The organism is Wenzhouxiangella limi (assembly GCF_010499265.1).
Lineage (GTDB): Bacteria > Pseudomonadota > Gammaproteobacteria > Xanthomonadales > Wenzhouxiangellaceae > Wenzhouxiangella > Wenzhouxiangella limi.
This window is the reverse complement of sequence record NZ_JAAGSC010000041.1, coordinates 193,352-210,136: the sequence shown is the minus strand read 5'-3', so window position 1 is coordinate 210,136 and position 16,785 is coordinate 193,352. Positions and strand designations below refer to the sequence as shown.

Here is a 16,785-nt window from a genome sequence, read left to right as displayed (position 1 = left end):
CGAGTGCGCTCCGCTTTTAGGTTTTTTAGTCGATGGCCGCGGCCGGTTCGCCGCGCAGCCGCTGGAAGAAGCGCCGGCGATCAGCGTCGTTCATCCGGCGCGATGTAGTGTACTCGGCCGGGCTGTGGGGGTCATTCGGATCCACCAACACGCCCCACAGGGGGCGCTGGCTGGCCGGATCCAGCGCGTAGCGAAAGTCACCGATGAAGATGCGCGACCCCGCGTCCAGGGCCGGATAGTGAAACAGCCAGCGCGACGAGAAATGATCAAAGCGGGCCAGGTCGCGGTCGCGGCGGGTCTGCGGGTCGACCTCATCGCGATCAAAGCGCGCCACCGCGCCGCCGGGATAAAACACCGGCTCGGACCCCGGCAAGGTGCGGATCGCGACCAGGTGAAGATCCTGCCCGTCATCGATCAGACCACGCCAGACCACCAGGTTGGCGAATGCCGGCTTGGCCACCAGGCGTTCGACCGCCACGCCTGCCTCGTCAGCCCATCCGGCCAGAAGCGCCTCGGCGCGCTGGTTCTGCCAGGCGCCGAACCCCAGGTAAACCACCATCCAGGCCAGCGCGATCGCGACAACGGCATGGCTGCGCCGCCAGATCGCCGCGGCCAGCAGCACCAGCAAAGGCAGCGAATAAACCGGATCGATCACGCTGATCCAGTTCCAGGCCACGCGCCGATCGCTGATCGGCCACCACAGCTGGGTGCCGTAGGAGGTGGCCGCGTCGAGCAGCGGGTGAACCAGGTAGCCGAGCAGGCACCAGAGATAGACCCGGGCGAACCAGACCCGCTTTTTGCGCAGCGGCCACAGGGCCAGCGCCGCCAGCAGGCTGCCCACCGGCGCAAAGGCGAAGGAATGCGTGAACTGGCGGTGATACTCGATGTAGAGCAGGGTGTCGGATGAGGAGCGAATCAGCGCGTCGAGGTCGGCCACCATGCCGCCGGCGGCCCCGGCCAGGGCGGCGCTGCGCATCTGTCTGCGCCTTGCTGCCGGCAGCGCGCTGAGCGCGCCAACGACGCCGTGGGTAACCGGGTCCATGAATCGGCTAGGCTCGGACGGCAGAAAACAGCCCGTAGTGTACCGAGCCCATCGCCATGATTCGCCCATGCCTGGCGATCGAGCGCTCAGGCTGCAGGTGCTTGAGCGTGAAATCGATCAGATCGAAGGGCTGGCCCGGATTTCGCGCTAGCGCGGCGCCTCGCACAGACAGTGCGCCATGACCCCGGGACGACCACCTTGGGTGCTGTTGAAGACCTGGGTCAGATCGGCCAGAAGGCCGGAGCGGAAATCGGCCGGCAGCAGATCGAGCAGCGGATGGCTGGCTTCGAAGCCGGCCGCGAGGATCGCGCGCGCGCCCATCTGGGTCAGAAACTGCTGCCACGGCTCCAGCTTCGGCTCGACGTAGGTGAAGCGATAGTCTTCGCCCAGGCTCGCCATTCTTGCCGCCGAGCCAATGGCATCGTCGAGCGTGCCCAGCTTGTCCACCAGGCCGCGCTCCTGGGCCTGGGCGCCGCTCCAGACCCGACCCTGGGCCACGGCATCGACTTCCTCGACGCTCATGCGCCGATGTTCAGCCACCAGGCCGATGAACTCCCGATAGCCGTGCTCGATGAAACTCTGCAGCAATCGTTCCATCGCGTCGCTCATTTCCCGATCCGGGCGCATCGCGTCGGACAGCGGCGTGGTCCCGACGCCGTCGCTATAAACGCCGATCTTGGCCAGGGTGTCCTGGAAGGTCGGGAAGAAACCGAAGATCCCGATCGACCCGGTGATGGTCGAAGGATAGGCCCAGATTTCGTCGGCACCCATGGCAATCCAGTAGCCGCCCGAGGCCGCCACGTTGCCGAAACTGACGACCACCGGCTTGCCGGCCTCGCGCAGCGCCATGAGTTCACGCCGGATGATCTCGGAAGCGAACGCGCTGCCGCCACCGGAATCCACCCGCAGCACTACGGCCTTGATGTCGTCGTCGTGCAGGGCCTGGCGGATCAGGCGCGAGGTCGAATCGGCGCCGATCGTGCCCGGCGGCTGCACACCCTCGGTGATCGCACCCTGGGCCACGATGACGCCGACCTGACCTTCCGGGGCGCGCATCTGAGGTTGGGAGGCCGCCAGGTAAGACATGAAGCCGATGTTGCGATAGCTGCCGTTGTCGTCCGGCGCGCCGCGCTGCGCCATTTCCGCGCGCAGCTCGGGGCGACTGACCAGCCGGTCGACCAGTCCGGCCTCCAGCGCGGCCCGCGCGCCGTCGCCGTTGGCCTGCTCGAGCTGGCGCGGCAGCTGTTCGGTCAGCTCGGCCATGACGGCCACCGGCAGACCCCGGTTGCGGGCGGTCATTTCCACGTAACGCTGCCACAGATCGCCGAGCAGGAAGGTGCTGGCCTCGCGCGCTTCCTCCGACATGTCGCTGCGGATGAACGGCTCCATGGCCGACTTGTATTCTCCGACCCGAATCAGGTTGGCATCCACCGCAAGGCGCTCCAGGCCTTCGGCGAAATACTGGCGATAGAGTCCGTAGCCGGTCAGCAGCACCAGGCCGTCGGAATCCAGCCAGACCTCGTCGGCCAGCGAGGCCAGGAAGTACTGGCCCTGCCCCATGAAGCCGCCGTAGGCAATGACCGGCTTGCCGCTGTTGCGGAACTCGGCGAAGGCTTCCTGCAGTTCCAGCATGACGCCGGGAGAGACGCCGATCAGGTCATCGGTGCTGAGCAGCACCTGGGTAATGCGGTCATCTTGGGCGGCCCGGTCCAGGGCCGACAGGATGTCGCGCAAACGGGTTTCGCCGACCTCCTCGCCCAGGGCCTCGTTCAGGGCCCGCTCGATCGGTGTGCCCGTGTACTCTTCGACCAGAAAGCCCCTGGGATCGACGATCAGGGTGGTATCGGATTCGACGATCAGCTGCTCGCCGCCGCGCAGCAGGACGCCGATAATCAGCGCCAGGACGATCAGGAACAGCACGTTGAACACCCCGATGCGCAGCGCGGTCACGCTGCGCCAGAAGCCGAGCCAGAGGCGGACGAGGATATTGGGCTGCCGGGAAGAGTTCATGGTGATTTTGGGACGCGGGCGGAATCAACCCGGATTCTAGGCCGGACTCGTGAGCGGGGGCAATGTGCCTATGGTCACCCCTGCACACCGGAGAACTCGATGGTGCGCCGTGAAAGACGCCAGTAACGCGCCGTGAGCAGCACGGCGGCCACGCTCAGGCCGGTCAGGATACCCACCCACATGCCGGCCGGACCCCACTGGGCCCGAAACGTCAGCCACCAGCCCACGCTCATGCCGATCATCCAGTAGGCAAGCACGCTGTAGAACATCGGGATCCGGGTATCCTTCATCCCGCGCAGCGCGCCGGCGGCGGCGACCTGCAGACCGTCGGAGATCTGAAAGATCGCCGCGTACATCAGCAGGCTGGCGGCCAGCGCGATCACCTCCGGATCCGTGGTGTACAGTCGAACGATCGCCTCGGGAAACGCCACGATCACGGTGGCCGAGCAAACCGCAAAGACCAGAGCGATACCGATGCCGACCAGGCCGGCCCGGCGCGCACCGACCGGGTCGCCACGCCCGACGGCGTTGCCGACCCGCACCGTGATCGCCCCGGAAAGCCCCAGCGGCACCATGAACACCAAGCCGGTGTAGTTCATCGCGACCTGGTGGGCGGCCACCGGCAAGGCGCCGAGAATGCCGACCAGCAGGGCGGAGGCGGCAAACAGCCCGCCTTCCATCAGGACCATGAAGCCGATCGGCAGACCGACCTTGAGCAGGGCGACGATTTCGCGCGGGTTGGGCGCGCTGAAGCGCCCGAACACGTCGAATGGCCGGTACTGCGGACGCCAGGCAATCCAGAACATCATCAGAAACAGCTGCAGCCACAGCACGATGGCGGTAGCCCATCCGGCCCCGACCGCGCCCAGCGCGGGAAAACCCAGGTTGCCGAACATCAGCATCCAGTTCAGCGGAATGTTGCAGGCAATGCCCAGCACGCCCACGTACATGGTCGGCCGGGTATGACCCATGCCCTCGGAGAAAAACCGCAGGGTCAGCATCAGCACCAGCGCCGGCGCGCCCCAGGCAATGGCGCGCAGGTAGCCCATGGCCAGATCGGCCACCGCCGGCTCGACCTCCAGGGCGTCCATGACCCGCCCGGCGCTCAGCGCCAGCACGATCAGGCCGGCGGCCAGCGCCAGCGCCAGCCACAGCGCCTGGCGCGTGAACTCGCCGGCCTGACGCGGCCGACCGGCGCCGTCGAGCTGGGACACGGTCGCCGAAACCGCCAGCAGCACGCCCAGGGTGAACAGGAAACCCGCCGCCCAGATCGACGAGCCGACCGCGATCGCGCCAAGATCCACCTTGCCGATGCGCCCGGCCATGACGGTGTCGACGAAGTTCATGCCGAAGTTGGTCAGCTGGCCAATCACCAGCGGCGCGGCCAGCACCAGCGTGCGGCGCACCTCGTGGCGCAGACCGGGCGAATCCGAAGGCGCTGGCATATACTCGGCGGGATCCTGATCAAGCGGGGAGCGGCATTGTCAACCGTCGGACCCATCCATGCAAGCACTTGACAACGGCTCGGCTGGTACAGAGCCCGCGCGACCGAGATCCCTGTGCGACAACTGCGGAACCGCGCTGCAGGGTCGCTACTGCCATCGCTGCGGTCAGCCCCGAAAATCGTTCATCCGCGCCCTGCCCGGCCTGATCGGGGACCTGGCCGCCGAAACGCTGTACTACGATTCGCGCATGTGGCGCACGCTCAAGTGCCTGCTGCTGCAGCCCGGATTTCTGTCCAGCGAATACGTGCAGGGACGGCGGGCGCGCTACACGCCGCCGGTGCGGCTTTACCTGGTCGCCAGCATTCTCGCGTTTCTGGTGGTCAGCTTCGTGGTCGGCACCGTCGACTACTCGCAGGCCAATGCCGAATTGGGCGAGGCCGAAGTCAATGTCCTGCATTTCGGCACCCAGCCTTGGCATCCGGAAGACAACCCGGTGCAAATTGGCTGGCTGGGCGATGGCGCGAATGCGTGGCTGAACCGGCAGCTCGGCCTGATGGAAACCAACACCCGCGAGGCGGCGCGCAATCCGGCTCGACTCGTGCGCACCGCCGCCGGCATGCTGCCGCAGACCATGTTCGTCATCCTGCCGCTGTTTTCGGCCTGGGTCGGGGTCTTTTACCTGTTCGCAAAACGCTACTACATCGAGCATCTGCTGCTGCAGGTCCACAACCATACCTTCGTCTTTCTGAGCCTGGTCGCGCTTTACCTCATCGCGCTGCTGCGCGACCTGCTGGCCGACGCGACCTTCATCGGTCACGGTCTGGGGAGTGCATTGCTGTACTGGATCGGTGCCGCGATCTGGCTGTGGATTCCAATCTACGTCCTGATCAGCCAGAAGCGCTTTTACCGCCAGGGCTGGCCCCTGACCCTGGGCAAATACCTCGTTCTGGGCGCGTCCTATTTCCTGATGCTGCTGTTCTGCCTGGTCGCGGTGGTCCTGCTGGGGATCTGGCGGCTGTAGAAGCGAACCGGTTCAGCGTCCGTACTGCTGATCGAGCCAGCCCCAGAGCGCGCGCAGTCCCTGGGCTTCGCCGCCGGCGGGGCGGCCCGGGCGATCTCCCAGGTTCCAGGCGTAGATGTCGAGGTGGTACCAGTCGACCTGCGGCTCGACGAAGTGATCCAGAAACAGGGCCGCGGTCAGGCTGCCGGCGAACTTGCTGGTGCCCGAGTTCGACAAATCGGCGATCGGCGGACGGATGTAGTCGCGGTAGGGCGCGTACAGCGGCATGTGCCAGAGCGGGTCTTCGGCCTTGAACGACAGATCCTGGATCGCTCTGGCCCGCTCGCCGTCGCGGGCGTAGATCGGCGGCAGATCCTCACCCAGCGCCACCCGGGCCGCGCCGGTCAGGGTCGCCATGTCGATGATGCGCTCGGCGCCCTCTTCGCAGGCAAGCGTCAGGGCGTCGGACAGCACCACCCGCCCCTCGGCATCGGTGTTGCCGATTTCCACCGTGCTGCCCTTGCGGGTGCGGATGATGTCGGACGGCCGGTAGGCGTTGCCCGAGATGGCGTTTTCCACCGCCGGGATGTAGACCCGCAAATTGACCTTCAGACCCAGCGACATGATGATTTTTGCCAAACCAAGAACGTGGGCGGCCCCGCCCATGTCTTTTTTCATCAGCACCATGCCGGCACCGGGCTTGATGTTGAGCCCGCCGGAGTCGAAGATCACGCCCTTGCCGACCAGGGCCAGCGGCGGGGCGTCCGCCTCGCCCCATTGCAGGCGGATCAGGCACGGCGGGCGGCTGGAGGCCTGGCCGACCACGTGGATGGCGGGAAACTCGCGCTCCAGGCGTTCGCCTTCGATGACCTCGAACTGCGCCCCGCACCGCTCGGCCAGCTGTTCGGCCGAGCGCGCCAGCTCGGCCGGCCCCAGGTCCAGCGCCGGGGTGTTGACCAGGTCGCGCACGTAGCACGAGGCGTCGACCAGCACCTCGAGCTCGTGCAGATCCCGCTCGGGCACGACCAGTCTGACCCGCCGCTCCGGGCCGGGCTTGTAGCGATCGAAACGATAGCCGCCGAGGCCGAAACCGATCCGGGCGCGCTGAAGTTCTTCGGCCGGCCAGTCGGCTTCGAGACGGTAATCGCCGTCGGGCAGCTCACCCGGCAGATGCGCCAGCGCCCACAGGCGATCGTCGCTCTCGCGCCCGCTGAGCACGCAGGCCAGGCCACCGTCGCCGTCGGGCACGGCCAGCCAGCGACCGCGCTCGGGCTCGAAACCGCTTGTCTCCACCCAGCGCGCCTGGTTTGAGTCGGCCTGTTCCAGCCAGCGCTTCAGTCCGTCGCCGTCAAGCGAATAAAGGGCAACGGCGCAATCGGAATCGGTGATGAACATGGACATTCGGCTCTCCCCGTAACGGGCGTTGAAATCAGTTTTCTAGGATACCGCAGCAGGCTCGCCGGACCGCGAGGTCGACCAGGCCAGCAGCAGGTAGGCGCCGGCCATCAGCCACAGCTGGATCAGCGTGGCGCGCACCTCTTCAAGCGAAGCGCCCATCTGGTAAATGCGCACGAAACCGTCGATGCCCGACGTTGAGGGGATCAGCTGACCCAGCCAGACCAGGGGTGTGGGCATGAGGCCGGCCGGCCAGGCAAAGCCAGCCAGAAAGACAGCCGGCAGGCTGAGCAGCAGCATGGTCTGCAGCGCGGTCTCGCGCGAGCGAAAAAGCTGGCCCAGCGCCAGGCCCAGAAAGATCACGGACAGAAAAAACGGCAGCATGAGCACGTAGACATCGCGCACGCGGCCAAAGCGGGGAAAATCGAAGATCTCGTAGACCACCAGCAGGTAAAAACCCAGCAGCAGCGCCAGCAACAGCAGGTAGGCGGACGCGCGCGCGAGCAAATCAACCAGGCCGTGCGCGGCTCTCACACCCTGCTCGCGCCGGCCGGCGCCCATCATGCCGATGCCGATCAGAAAGGTCTGCTGCAGAATCAGCACCAGTACCGCCGGGACGATGTAGTTGGCGTAGCCGCCGTCGGGGTTGTACAACTCGCGCAGGTCGACCGCCAGCGGCTCGGCCAGGGTGTCGGCCAGCAGCGGCGGGCGGCCGTCAGCCAGCTGGCGCTCGCGCACGATTTCAGCGCTGAAGTCCTGGACGGCGTTGACCATGCCGGTCACGACCTGCGAGTAGAGCACCGGGAAGGCGGCGTTGCCGTAGGCGCCGACCTGGACCGGCTGCCGACGCAGAATGTCGCGCTCGAAGTCCGGCGGGATCTGCAGGATGCCGGCCGCGCGCATGTCGCGCACCCGTGCCTCGGCTGCGCGCGGCTCGCTGATCACCCGCTCAATGCGAATCTGCTCGGTCGCCGACACCCGCCGGATCAGGTCGCGGCTGCTGGCACTACGATCCTGGTCGACCACGATCACCGGCAGCTCGATGGCGACCTGGGACTGGTAGGGCAGCGGGTAAAACAGCGCGTAGAACACGCTCGCCCCGAGGATCACGATGACCACGCCGCGGTCGCTCAGGGCCGCCCGCAGTTCGTCGATGAAGATCCGCCAGGCGCTCATCAGCGCGCACCCCACAGATCCGGGTTGGACATCAGCCGACGCCAGCGCGCCAGCACCAGCAGCGGCAGGCCCACAAACGGCAGCAGCCAGAGCAGGTGCATGAAACCGCTGGCGGCCGGCGCCCCCATCACCATCTGCCCGGCCTGGAGATTCAGGTAGTGCCCCAGCGGCAGCAGCCGCGACCACAGCACGGCGAAGCCTTCCATGGCCTGGGCCGGAAACGTCATGCCGGAATAGGCAAACGCCGGGCTGACGATCACGCTGGCCACGCTGGTGGCCATGCGCAGGTTGCCGATCAGTCCGGTCAGGAACAGCCCCAGACCGATGCAGGCCGCGGTCAGCCCGACCCAGCCGCCCAGCCACAACCCGGCGCTGCCGCGCACCTCCAGCCCGAGCAAGCGCGCGCCGATCACCAGCGCCAGCACGCCAAGCAGCGAAAACCAGACAAAATACAGCGCCAGCTTGGCAACCAGCGCGACCCAGGGCCGGTCCCCGGCCGCCTGCAGCCAGGCCCCGGCAGTGCCCTCGCGCAGCTCGCGCCCGGTCACGTCAATGGTCACGACCACCACCAGGATGTGCAGCAGGGTGACCATCAGCGGCAGCGCCAGGAAACGGCCAAAGTCCAGACCGGGATTGAACAGCGGGTGGTTTTCCGTGCGCACCGGCGGAAAAACGCCCTGGCGCAGACCGATACCGGCGCCGACCGTGGCCACGGCCGTGCGCACTTCGCGCATGATCACGTTGCCGGCGGTGAGCATCTGGCGGTTGTCGTACAGCTGCACCCGGGGCGCCTGGCCACGCAGAACGTCGCGGTTCAGGTCCGGCGGCAGGGCGACAACGGCAAACACCTCGCCGCGGCGCACCGCGCTGCCGGCGGCCTCGAGGTCGGCCCGGTAGCGCTCGATCTGGACACCCGGGGCGGCGTCCAGAGCACGAATGATCTGACGCGAGAGTGGGCTGTTGTCGTAGTCGAGCACGGCGATCGGCAGCTCGCTGGGGGTGCGTTCGGCAAACACCGTCAGCAGGATGGTCGGCAGCAGGATCGGCGCCACGATCACCAGCAGCCACAGCCGCGGCGTGTGCCGAAACCGGCGCCACTCCCGCACCAGGACCGCGCGCATCACGGCTGCGGGTTGCTACTGCAGCGAGCGCTCATCGATCAGCACCGTCATGCCCGGCCGCAGGCCCTCGACCAGGGCGGTCGGCCGGGCCCGGATCTCGAAGGTGCGCAGGTCGAATCCGCCCAGGTCACGGGCCGAACGCCAAGTGGCGAAATCGGCCAGCGGGGCCATGTAGTCGACCCGAAACGTCACCTCGCGCCGGCCCAGGGCGGGCAACTGGCCGGTCAGTTCGCTGCCCATCTGCACTGCCGATAGCAGGTCCTCTCTGAGGTTCAGGGTCAGCCACGGGTCGTCGCTGCGGCTGATCACGACCAGCGGAGAACCCGGGCCGACGACCTCGCCCGGCTCGACCACGGTGACGCTGATCTCACCGGCAGCCGGGGCGCGCTGCTCGGCCTCATCCAGGGTCACCTGGACTTCGTCCAGCCCAGACTGGGCCTGCGACAGCTGGGCCATTGCGGCACGCCGGTCTTCCGGACGGGTCGCATCGCGGGCGATTTCCCAGGCCTGGCGGGCGGCTTCGGCCTGACCGCGCGCGGCGGCGGCCTTGGCAACCGCCTCGTCGCGACGCTGGGCCGGCACCACCCCGTCGGCGTGCAGCCGCTCGATCCGTTCGGCGCTGACGCTGGCGAATTCAGCCTGCTGCTCGGCCGCTTGCCACTGCGCCCTGGCGGCCCGGATCTGCTCCTCGCGGGCGCCGCTTTCGGCTTTGTCGGCCATGGCCTGGGCGGCCTCGACCTGGGCTTGAACCTGGCGCCCCCGGGCCCGGACTTCAGGCAGGTCGAGCACGACCAGCAGTTGGTCCTTGTCCACGGTCTGACCGCGCTGGACTTCGACCGAGGCCACGCGCCCGCCGACCTTGGCCGCCACGCGCACCTCGGTGGCCTCGATCTGACCCTGGAGCCAGACCGGCTCGGAGCGGCTGAAATGCCGGTAAATCCAGAGCGCGGCAACCACCGCGACGGCCAGCAAGACGATAACAACCAGCGCCAGCCGCAGCGAGCGTTTTGACTTGGGTTTGGGTGCGGGCTTGGGCTCGGACATGGGCAGCCTGTCAGTCGAGGGTGGGGGAAGAGGCCGCCAGCTGCTCGCTCACGCGCTCGACCAGCTGGTCGGTCTGATCGACGGCCGCCAGCAAACCGGCCAGGGCCACCCAGGCCTGGCGGCGGGCATCGAGCTCGCCTAAGCGCACGCGCGACAGCGCCAGCTCGGCGTCGATCACGTCCAGCGAGGAGGTCAGGCCTTCTTCGAAGGCGCGCTGCTGGGCGCGCAGGCTCTCCTCGGCCAGATCGCGGGTGGCAACAAAGGAATCCAGCCGCGCCAGGGCCGTGACCAGCTGCTGGTGGCGCTGGCGAACCCGCACTTCCAGCTGGCGCTCGGCGTCGGCCAGCAGGGCCGTGACCCGATCGGCCCGGGCGGCGGCCTGGTCCAGCCGGCCGCGGCGCTGGCCGCCGTCGAACAGCGTCCAGCGGGCAACCAGGCCGACCGCCCACTCCGGGTCGAGCAGGGTCAGATCGTCGGTGTAGAGCTCGCGCCGTCCGAACGCGCCCAGGGTGGGCAGCAAGCTTCCGCGCTCGGCGCGCACGGCGGCCTCGGCCTGGGCCTTGCGCGCACGCAGCTCGGCCAGGGTCGGACTGCTTGCGCGCATTTCATTGATAAAGCGTTCGGGCGACGGCGCGGCCGGCGGCGGCGGGATCGGCGTGGTCGGCTGGGCCTGGCCTGACATGGCCAGCAGCGCGGCCAGCGCCGATGCCGCCAGCGAACGGGACTCCTCGGCCGTTTGCAGATCGCGCTCGGCCTCGGCCAGGGCGACGTTGGCGCGCAGGCGCTCGGCGCGCGCGATCAGGCCCTCCTCTTCCATGCGGGTGGCGTGGGCCAGGTGGCGCCCCAGGCCGTCGACGGTGGCCTGGCGAACGCTCACCGCCTGGTCGGCCAGGCTGAGGCCGAAGTAGCGCTGCACCAGCAACTCGTGCAGCTCGGCGCGGGTTGCGGCCAGCGCGGCCTGGCCGGCTTCGGCGCCAGCCTCCCCGGCGGCGATGCCGGCGGCGATGCGGCCGCCGGAATACAGCGCCAGCCTGGCCTCCAGCGACAGGTTATAGAACTGGCGCTCCTGGATGACCAGCCGGTCCGGCACAAGGCCCGGCGGCAGCAAGCCCCCCAGGGCGGGGGCATACTCGGACAACTCCAGGCCCAGCGGCTCGTCCAGGCGGGTGGCCTTGCCCTCCAGCGCGAGCGAAGGCAGGCGCCGGCCCCGGGCCACCTCGGCCTCGGCCCGCGCAGCCGCCAGCTCGCGCCGGGCCGCGTCAAGCACGTGGCTGTCGGCCTCCAGCCGCTCCATGGCCGCGGCGAAACTCAGCGGTTCGGCCGCCGCCGAATGACCGGCCATAAAGACCAGCAGCGCGATTGCGATGAGGCCCTTTCCGAGCACCGCCCGAGTTGTCCAGAGCTGCGCTAAACCCGGCCCGTACATATCAGAAGCCCAGCGGGATACCCAGCACGAAAAAGGCCACCAGCAGCGTGGTCCAGACCAGCATGAAGGCGATCGAGTACGGCAGCATGATCAGCAGCATGTCGCCGAAACCCATGTCCGGCCGGTACTTGCGCATGAAGGCCAGGATCACGCCGGCGTAGGTCATCATCGGCGTGATGATGTTGGTCGATGAGTCGGCCACGCGGAAGGCCGCGGCGACCAGGTCCGGGGTCATGGCCGGGTTGACGAAGTACAGCATGGGGATGAAGATCGGACCCAGCAGCATCCACTTCGAGGTCAGGCCGCCGATGAAGATGTTGATCACCGCCGTGGTCAGGACGAAGCCGACCAGCAGCAGCACCGGGAACTGCTGCAGCCCCAGGGCCAGCAGGCTCTGTGCCCCCAGGTAAGTGATCCACGATCCCAGCCCGCTGTAGCTGAGCAGGCCCAGGAAGTTGTAGCTGAAAAAGGTCAGGACCAGGATGTAGCCCATGGTGTTCATCTGCTTGACCATGGCCCGGACGATGTCCATCACCGAACCAAACGTGCCGGCAGCGACGCCGTAGAACACGCCGACCACGACGAAAAACAGCGAGATCAGCAGGATGATGTTGTCCATGTAGGGCTGGACGACCTGACCGGCCTCGTTTTCGAACGACGCCAGCGGACCGAAGATCAGGCCGGCGATCATCAGCGCGGCCACCAGCACGCCCAGCAGGCTGAAGCGCAGCCCGCGCCGCTCGGCCGCGCTGACCTGGAACTCGCCGGCGTCCAGATCGTCCGGCACCACGAAGTCCTGGCCTTCCAGCTTCGGCTCGACGAAGCGCCGGGTCACGAAATAGCCGGTTGCCGTCAGCAGGAAGGTCGATGCGAGAATGAACCAGTAGTTCATGGTCGCCGGGCGCAGCGTATTGCCGTCGGCGGTGGTGAACGGCACACCCTGCGCATCGGCAAAGACTTCGGCATTCATGCCGATGATGACGTCGATCGGCGTGCCCGGCATCAGGTTGGCCGAAAACCCCGCCGACACCCCGGCGAAAGCGGCGGCCATGCCGATCAGGGGATTGCGGCCCAGCCCGGCGTAGAGCAGGCCGGCCAGCGGGATCAGCACCAGGTAGCCGGCGTCGGTGGCGATCGAGCTCATGATGCCCAGAAACATCAGCAGCATCGGCAAAAGCGACTGCGGAATCCAGGCCCCGGCGCGCTTGATCAGGGCGCCGAACAGGCCCGAATTCTCGGCGATGCCGATGGCCAGCATGACCACCAGGATCACCCCCAGCACGCCGTTGCCGAAGGCCAGCCAGTTGCGCAGCAGGGCGTTGTCGAAGATCCAGCGCACGTGCTCGGCCTGCCACATCGGCAGAATCTCGTAGGTCACCGGCTCGCCGCCGGCGCCCATGGACTCGAACTGATGACCGCCGAGGATGACCGTGGCCAGGAAGGCCAGCGGATAGAAGGCCATGAAGATGATGACCGGATCCGGGATCCGGCGGCCGGCGCGCTCGACGAAGGCACCGAAACGCTGTCCCAGGCTATGGCTGGCGGACTGGTTCATGAGCAAAGATCACCACGAGGAATCGGCAAGGCGCCGAGTATAACCGCCGGCCGGGCGTCAGCAGCCGGAACGCAAGCGCGGCCAATCAGCGCTCCTGGCGCTGACCCTCTACCAGCACCCAATCGATGAGATCCTCGAAGTAGCTCTGGATCGCGCGCTCAAAGGCCGGCACCAGCGCGTCGAGCTGATTGCCGGCCGCCGGCTCGGTTACTCGAAACGTCCGGCTGGCCACCACCGCGCCGCTGCGCTGGTCGATCAGATTCGACTGGATCACCAGCTCCACGGCCATTGCGGACGCGTGGTCGTCGACCCCTTCGAAGCGGCGCAGCTCGGTCGCCAGTGCGAAGCGCGCGCGCAGGTTGCCCGGCCGGCCGACGGCGGCAAAGCGGTCGGAATCGTCCAGGGCGTGGATCATCAGCGCCTGGAGCATGTCGGGGGCGTTGTCGAGCCAGGCCACCGCCGGATAGGTCTGCAGCCGCGACGATCCGGTGCGGATCAGTATCCGCTCCGAATCGCGCATCCGATCGGCCACGGGCCGGCGCACCTGGAGCGCCCAGTCGACTTCGGGCCACTGCGCCTGGGTCTCAAGGTCGATCTGCGGGGCGACGATGGTCACCGGCGCCGATCGCCCGCCGAGTCCGCACGCCGACAGGCTTAATGCAACCAGCACGACACTCGCCAGGCGCAGGGCATTGGGATAGATCGAGGGGGACAGGCTCATTGCGGGCGGTACTCCTCCGGCTGCTCTCCGCCGAGCAGAAAGCGGGCAGGATGGCGCTCGAACTGGCTGCTGAGGCGGGAAAAATCGCGCATCAGCTGGCGCAGCTCGCTCACCGCCGGTCCGAGCTGAGCCAGGGTATCGTTGCCGAACTCGGCGATGGCCTGCTCGTTTTCGGCCAGCATCCGATCGACGCGCTCGGACGCCGAGGCAAAGCGCGCCAGGCTGGACTCGAGATCAGCGGCCAGCTGCGGCATCAAGTCATCGACCCGCTGATCCAGGTTGGCCATGAGTCCGCGCAACTCGGTCAGCGCCTGGTTGAACTCGGCGAGGGTCTCGTTGGCCTGTGCGCTGCCCTGCTCGAAATTGCCGACGATAGCGCTGATGCGATTGGTCTCCTCGGCCATGGCCACGGTAAACGCATCGATGTTGTCGAGCGTACCGGCCACGCGGGCGGCGTTGTCCTCGCTCAAGAACTCCAGCAGCCGCAGCATGACCTCACTGGCCGCGCTGGCGATGTCTTCGGACTGCTCGAGCAGCCGCTGCAGCGGCGACTCTTCGGCGACGATGACCGGCGGCTTATCCGAGTCCGACCGCAGCGGCGGCGCGTCGGCGCTGCCGCCGCGCAGCTGAATGAACGACACCCCGGTCAGACCGTTGATGGTCAGTCGGGCGGTGGTGTCCTCGCGCACCGGCGCCGACGACTCGACCCGGACCAGCGCGATCACCCGGCTGGGATCGTCCGGGTCAAGATAGAGGTCGCGCACGTCACCCATGTTGATGCCGTTGTACTGGACCACGCTGCCCACGGCCAGGCCGGTGACCGCCTGCGAGAAGTGAATCTCGAACTCCTGCCAGGCCGCATCGGCCCGGTAGCTGGCCGACCACAAACCCAGGGCGACGGCCAGCAGCGCACCGAGCAAGGTCACGGCACCGATCAGAACGTGATTGGCCTGGGTTTCCATCAGTCGCCTCCGCGGCGTTGGGCGGCCCGGGCGGACCGGGCCCGCGGTCCATGAAAATAATCCCGAATCCAGTCGTCATCGAAATCCTCGACCTCCTCGCGCGTACCCACCGTCAGAATACGGCCCTTGCCCAGCACGGCGATCCGGTCGCAGATGGCGTACAGCGTATCAAGATCGTGGGTAATGAGGAACACGGTCAGACCCAGCGCCTGCTGCAGGGTCTTGAGCAGCTCATCGAAATCCGCCGCACCGATCGGGTCGAGTCCGGCCGTGGGTTCGTCCAGAAACAGCAGCTCCGGGTCCATCGCCAGGGCCCGCGCCAGCCCGGCCCGCTTGCGCATCCCGCCCGACAGTTCCGAGGGCAGCTTGGCGCCGGTGCCGGGGGCCAGGCCGACCAGGCGCAAGCGCAGGCGCGCCAGGTCTCCTCGCAGTTGGGCTGAGAGTTCCGGAAAATGCTCCTTGAGCGGCACCTCGACGTTTTCGAGCACGGTCAGCGAGGAAAACAGCGCGCCGTCCTGAAACAGCACCCCCGTCCGCCGCCTGAGCTTGACCGGATCGCGCCGGCCGGTAACGGTTTCACCCAGCACGTCCACCGACCCGGCGTGCGGGGAAAGCAGGCCGAGAATGGCGCGCATCAGCACCGACTTGCCGGTGCCCGAGCCGCCAACCACGCCCAGGATCTCGCCGCGCTGGACGTCCAGATCCAGGTCTTCGTGAACCACCTGGGTTCCGAACTGGGTCTTGAGTCCGCGGACCCGGATCACCGCCTCGCTCACCAGCCCATCTCCATGAAAAAAACCGCCGCCAGCGCGTCGATGATAATGACCAGCGAGATGCTCTGAACCACCGCCGAGGTGGTGCGTTCACCCACAGACTGAGCGGTGCCGGCGACCTTGAAGCCCTCCAGACAGCCGACCAGCGCGATCACCATGGCGAAAATGGGCGCCTTGGACAAGCCGGTCAGGTAGTGGCTTAAGGTCGCGGTCTCCTGGACCCGACTGATGAACAAATCGGTTGGGATGCCCAGGTTGAAGACCGCCACCGTCAGCCCGCCGAGAAGTCCGGCCAGGGTGGCGACCACCGACAGCAGCGGCAGCATGATCAAAAGCGCGAGCAGGCGCGGCAGCACCAGCAGCACGATCGGATCCTGGCCCAGGGTGCGGATGGCGTCGATCTCCTCGCGGCTTTTCATCGTTCCGATCTGGGCGGCGAAGGCGCTGGCGGTGCGCCCGGCCAGCAAAATCGCGGTCAGCAAAACCCCGAACTCGCGCAGGAACGCGTAGGTGGTCAGGTCGACCACGAACAACTCGGCGCCGAAATCGCGCAATACCGTCGCGCCCAGGAAGGCGATGACCGCGCCCACCAGGAAACTCAGCAGGCTGACCAGCGGCAGTGCGTCCAGACCGCTTTGCTGCATGTGATGCACGGTCGCCGTCACCCGCCAGCGGCCTGGCCGCAGCACCGTGGCGGCCAGCGTCGCCAGGGCCAGGCCCAGGAAACCCAGCAAGCGGAAGGTGTTGACCTTGAGCGCGAGGACGGCACCACCGAGCCGGGCCAGGCCGCGCCGCCAAAGCGGGCCGTCGCTGTCGGCACCCGGCTCTTCGATTTCCTGGCTGCGGGCCACGGCGAACAGCAGTTCGCGCTGCCTGGCCTCCAGCTTGATCGCTTCGGCATCGACCCCGCAGCGGCGGGCGAACTCCAGCAGCAGGAAGGCGCCGGCGGCATCGAGCGCTGCGATATCGGTTCCGTCGAGGCCGGAAAAATCCTCAGAGCAGTCGTCCAGAGTCCGCTGCAGCGCGGCGGCATGATCTATGCGCCAATCTCCGCCAAGCCTCAGGGTTCGCCCCGGCTTATGGATCTCAAGCAGCCATTGCGATGAAGCTTTCAT

Annotated in this window: 14 protein-coding genes; 1 reads left to right on the top strand and 13 read right to left on the bottom strand. The window is 67.5% G+C overall.

From position 1 onward, the window contains the following. Positions 1–25 precede the first annotated feature (25 nt). The 3 genes from G3I74_RS09665 to G3I74_RS09655 form a co-directional block, all read right to left on the bottom strand. Complete coding sequence (locus tag G3I74_RS09665) at positions 26–1,042, bottom strand: metal-dependent hydrolase (protein ID WP_164211386.1); 1,017 nt, start codon at positions 1,040–1,042, stop codon at positions 26–28. A gap of 147 nt (positions 1,043–1,189) precedes the next feature. Beyond that, positions 1,190–3,052 carry a signal peptide peptidase SppA gene (sppA, locus tag G3I74_RS09660; protein WP_164211385.1) on the bottom strand — a complete coding sequence of 621 codons (1,863 nt, stop codon included), beginning with the start codon at positions 3,050–3,052 and terminating at the stop codon, positions 1,190–1,192. Between the two features lie 74 nt (positions 3,053–3,126). Continuing rightward, positions 3,127–4,497 carry an MATE family efflux transporter gene (locus G3I74_RS09655; RefSeq protein ID WP_164211384.1) on the bottom strand — a complete coding sequence of 457 codons (1,371 nt, stop codon included), beginning with the start codon at positions 4,495–4,497 and terminating at the stop codon, positions 3,127–3,129. A 58-nt stretch (positions 4,498–4,555) separates the two neighbouring features. Between G3I74_RS09655 and G3I74_RS09650 the strand changes: the two genes are divergently transcribed. After that, entirely contained in the window at positions 4,556–5,518 is a 963-nt protein-coding gene (locus G3I74_RS09650; protein WP_164211383.1) for a DUF3667 domain-containing protein, read from the top strand. Positions 5,519–5,530: 12 nt separating this feature from the next. Here the strand turns inward: G3I74_RS09650 and G3I74_RS09645 are convergent, their stop codons facing one another. The 10 genes from G3I74_RS09645 to G3I74_RS09600 form a co-directional block, all read right to left on the bottom strand. Continuing rightward, positions 5,531–6,898 carry a leucyl aminopeptidase family protein gene (locus G3I74_RS09645; protein ID WP_164211382.1) on the bottom strand — a complete coding sequence of 456 codons (1,368 nt, stop codon included), beginning with the start codon at positions 6,896–6,898 and terminating at the stop codon, positions 5,531–5,533. A gap of 36 nt (positions 6,899–6,934) precedes the next feature. After that, positions 6,935–8,068: an ABC transporter permease gene (locus tag G3I74_RS09640; protein WP_164211381.1), complete on the bottom strand. Its 1,134-nt coding sequence runs from the start codon at positions 8,066–8,068 to the stop codon at positions 6,935–6,937. Continuing rightward, positions 8,068–9,189, bottom strand: a complete 1,122-nt coding sequence (locus tag G3I74_RS09635; RefSeq protein WP_164211380.1) for an ABC transporter permease — start codon at positions 9,187–9,189, stop codon at positions 8,068–8,070. Before G3I74_RS09635 ends, G3I74_RS09640 begins: the two co-directional genes overlap by 1 nt. A 15-nt stretch (positions 9,190–9,204) precedes the next feature. Further along, positions 9,205–10,233 (bottom strand): HlyD family secretion protein, encoded by a 1,029-nt coding sequence (locus tag G3I74_RS09630; RefSeq protein ID WP_164211379.1) that lies wholly within the window; start codon positions 10,231–10,233, stop codon positions 9,205–9,207. Positions 10,234–10,243: 10 nt separating this feature from the next. After that, complete coding sequence (locus G3I74_RS09625) at positions 10,244–11,617, bottom strand: TolC family protein (protein WP_164211378.1); 1,374 nt, start codon at positions 11,615–11,617, stop codon at positions 10,244–10,246. 43 nt (positions 11,618–11,660) lie between these two features. Then, complete coding sequence (locus G3I74_RS09620; protein WP_164211377.1) at positions 11,661–13,214, bottom strand: AbgT family transporter; 1,554 nt, start codon at positions 13,212–13,214, stop codon at positions 11,661–11,663. An 85-nt stretch (positions 13,215–13,299) separates the two neighbouring features. Continuing rightward, positions 13,300–13,935: an ABC-type transport auxiliary lipoprotein family protein gene (locus tag G3I74_RS09615; RefSeq protein ID WP_164211376.1), complete on the bottom strand. Its 636-nt coding sequence runs from the start codon at positions 13,933–13,935 to the stop codon at positions 13,300–13,302. After that, entirely contained in the window at positions 13,932–14,897 is a 966-nt protein-coding gene (locus G3I74_RS09610) for an MlaD family protein (RefSeq protein ID WP_164211375.1), read from the bottom strand. The genes G3I74_RS09615 and G3I74_RS09610 overlap by 4 nt, the downstream gene beginning before the upstream one ends. Continuing rightward, positions 14,897–15,673 carry an ABC transporter ATP-binding protein gene (locus G3I74_RS09605; RefSeq protein WP_338063090.1) on the bottom strand — a complete coding sequence of 259 codons (777 nt, stop codon included), beginning with the start codon at positions 15,671–15,673 and terminating at the stop codon, positions 14,897–14,899. Before G3I74_RS09605 ends, G3I74_RS09610 begins: the two co-directional genes overlap by 1 nt. Then, the gene (locus G3I74_RS09600) at positions 15,670–16,785 is read right to left on the bottom strand and encodes an MlaE family ABC transporter permease (RefSeq protein ID WP_239056816.1); all 1,116 of its coding nucleotides are present in this window, start codon (positions 16,783–16,785) and stop codon (positions 15,670–15,672) included. The genes G3I74_RS09605 and G3I74_RS09600 overlap by 4 nt, the downstream gene beginning before the upstream one ends.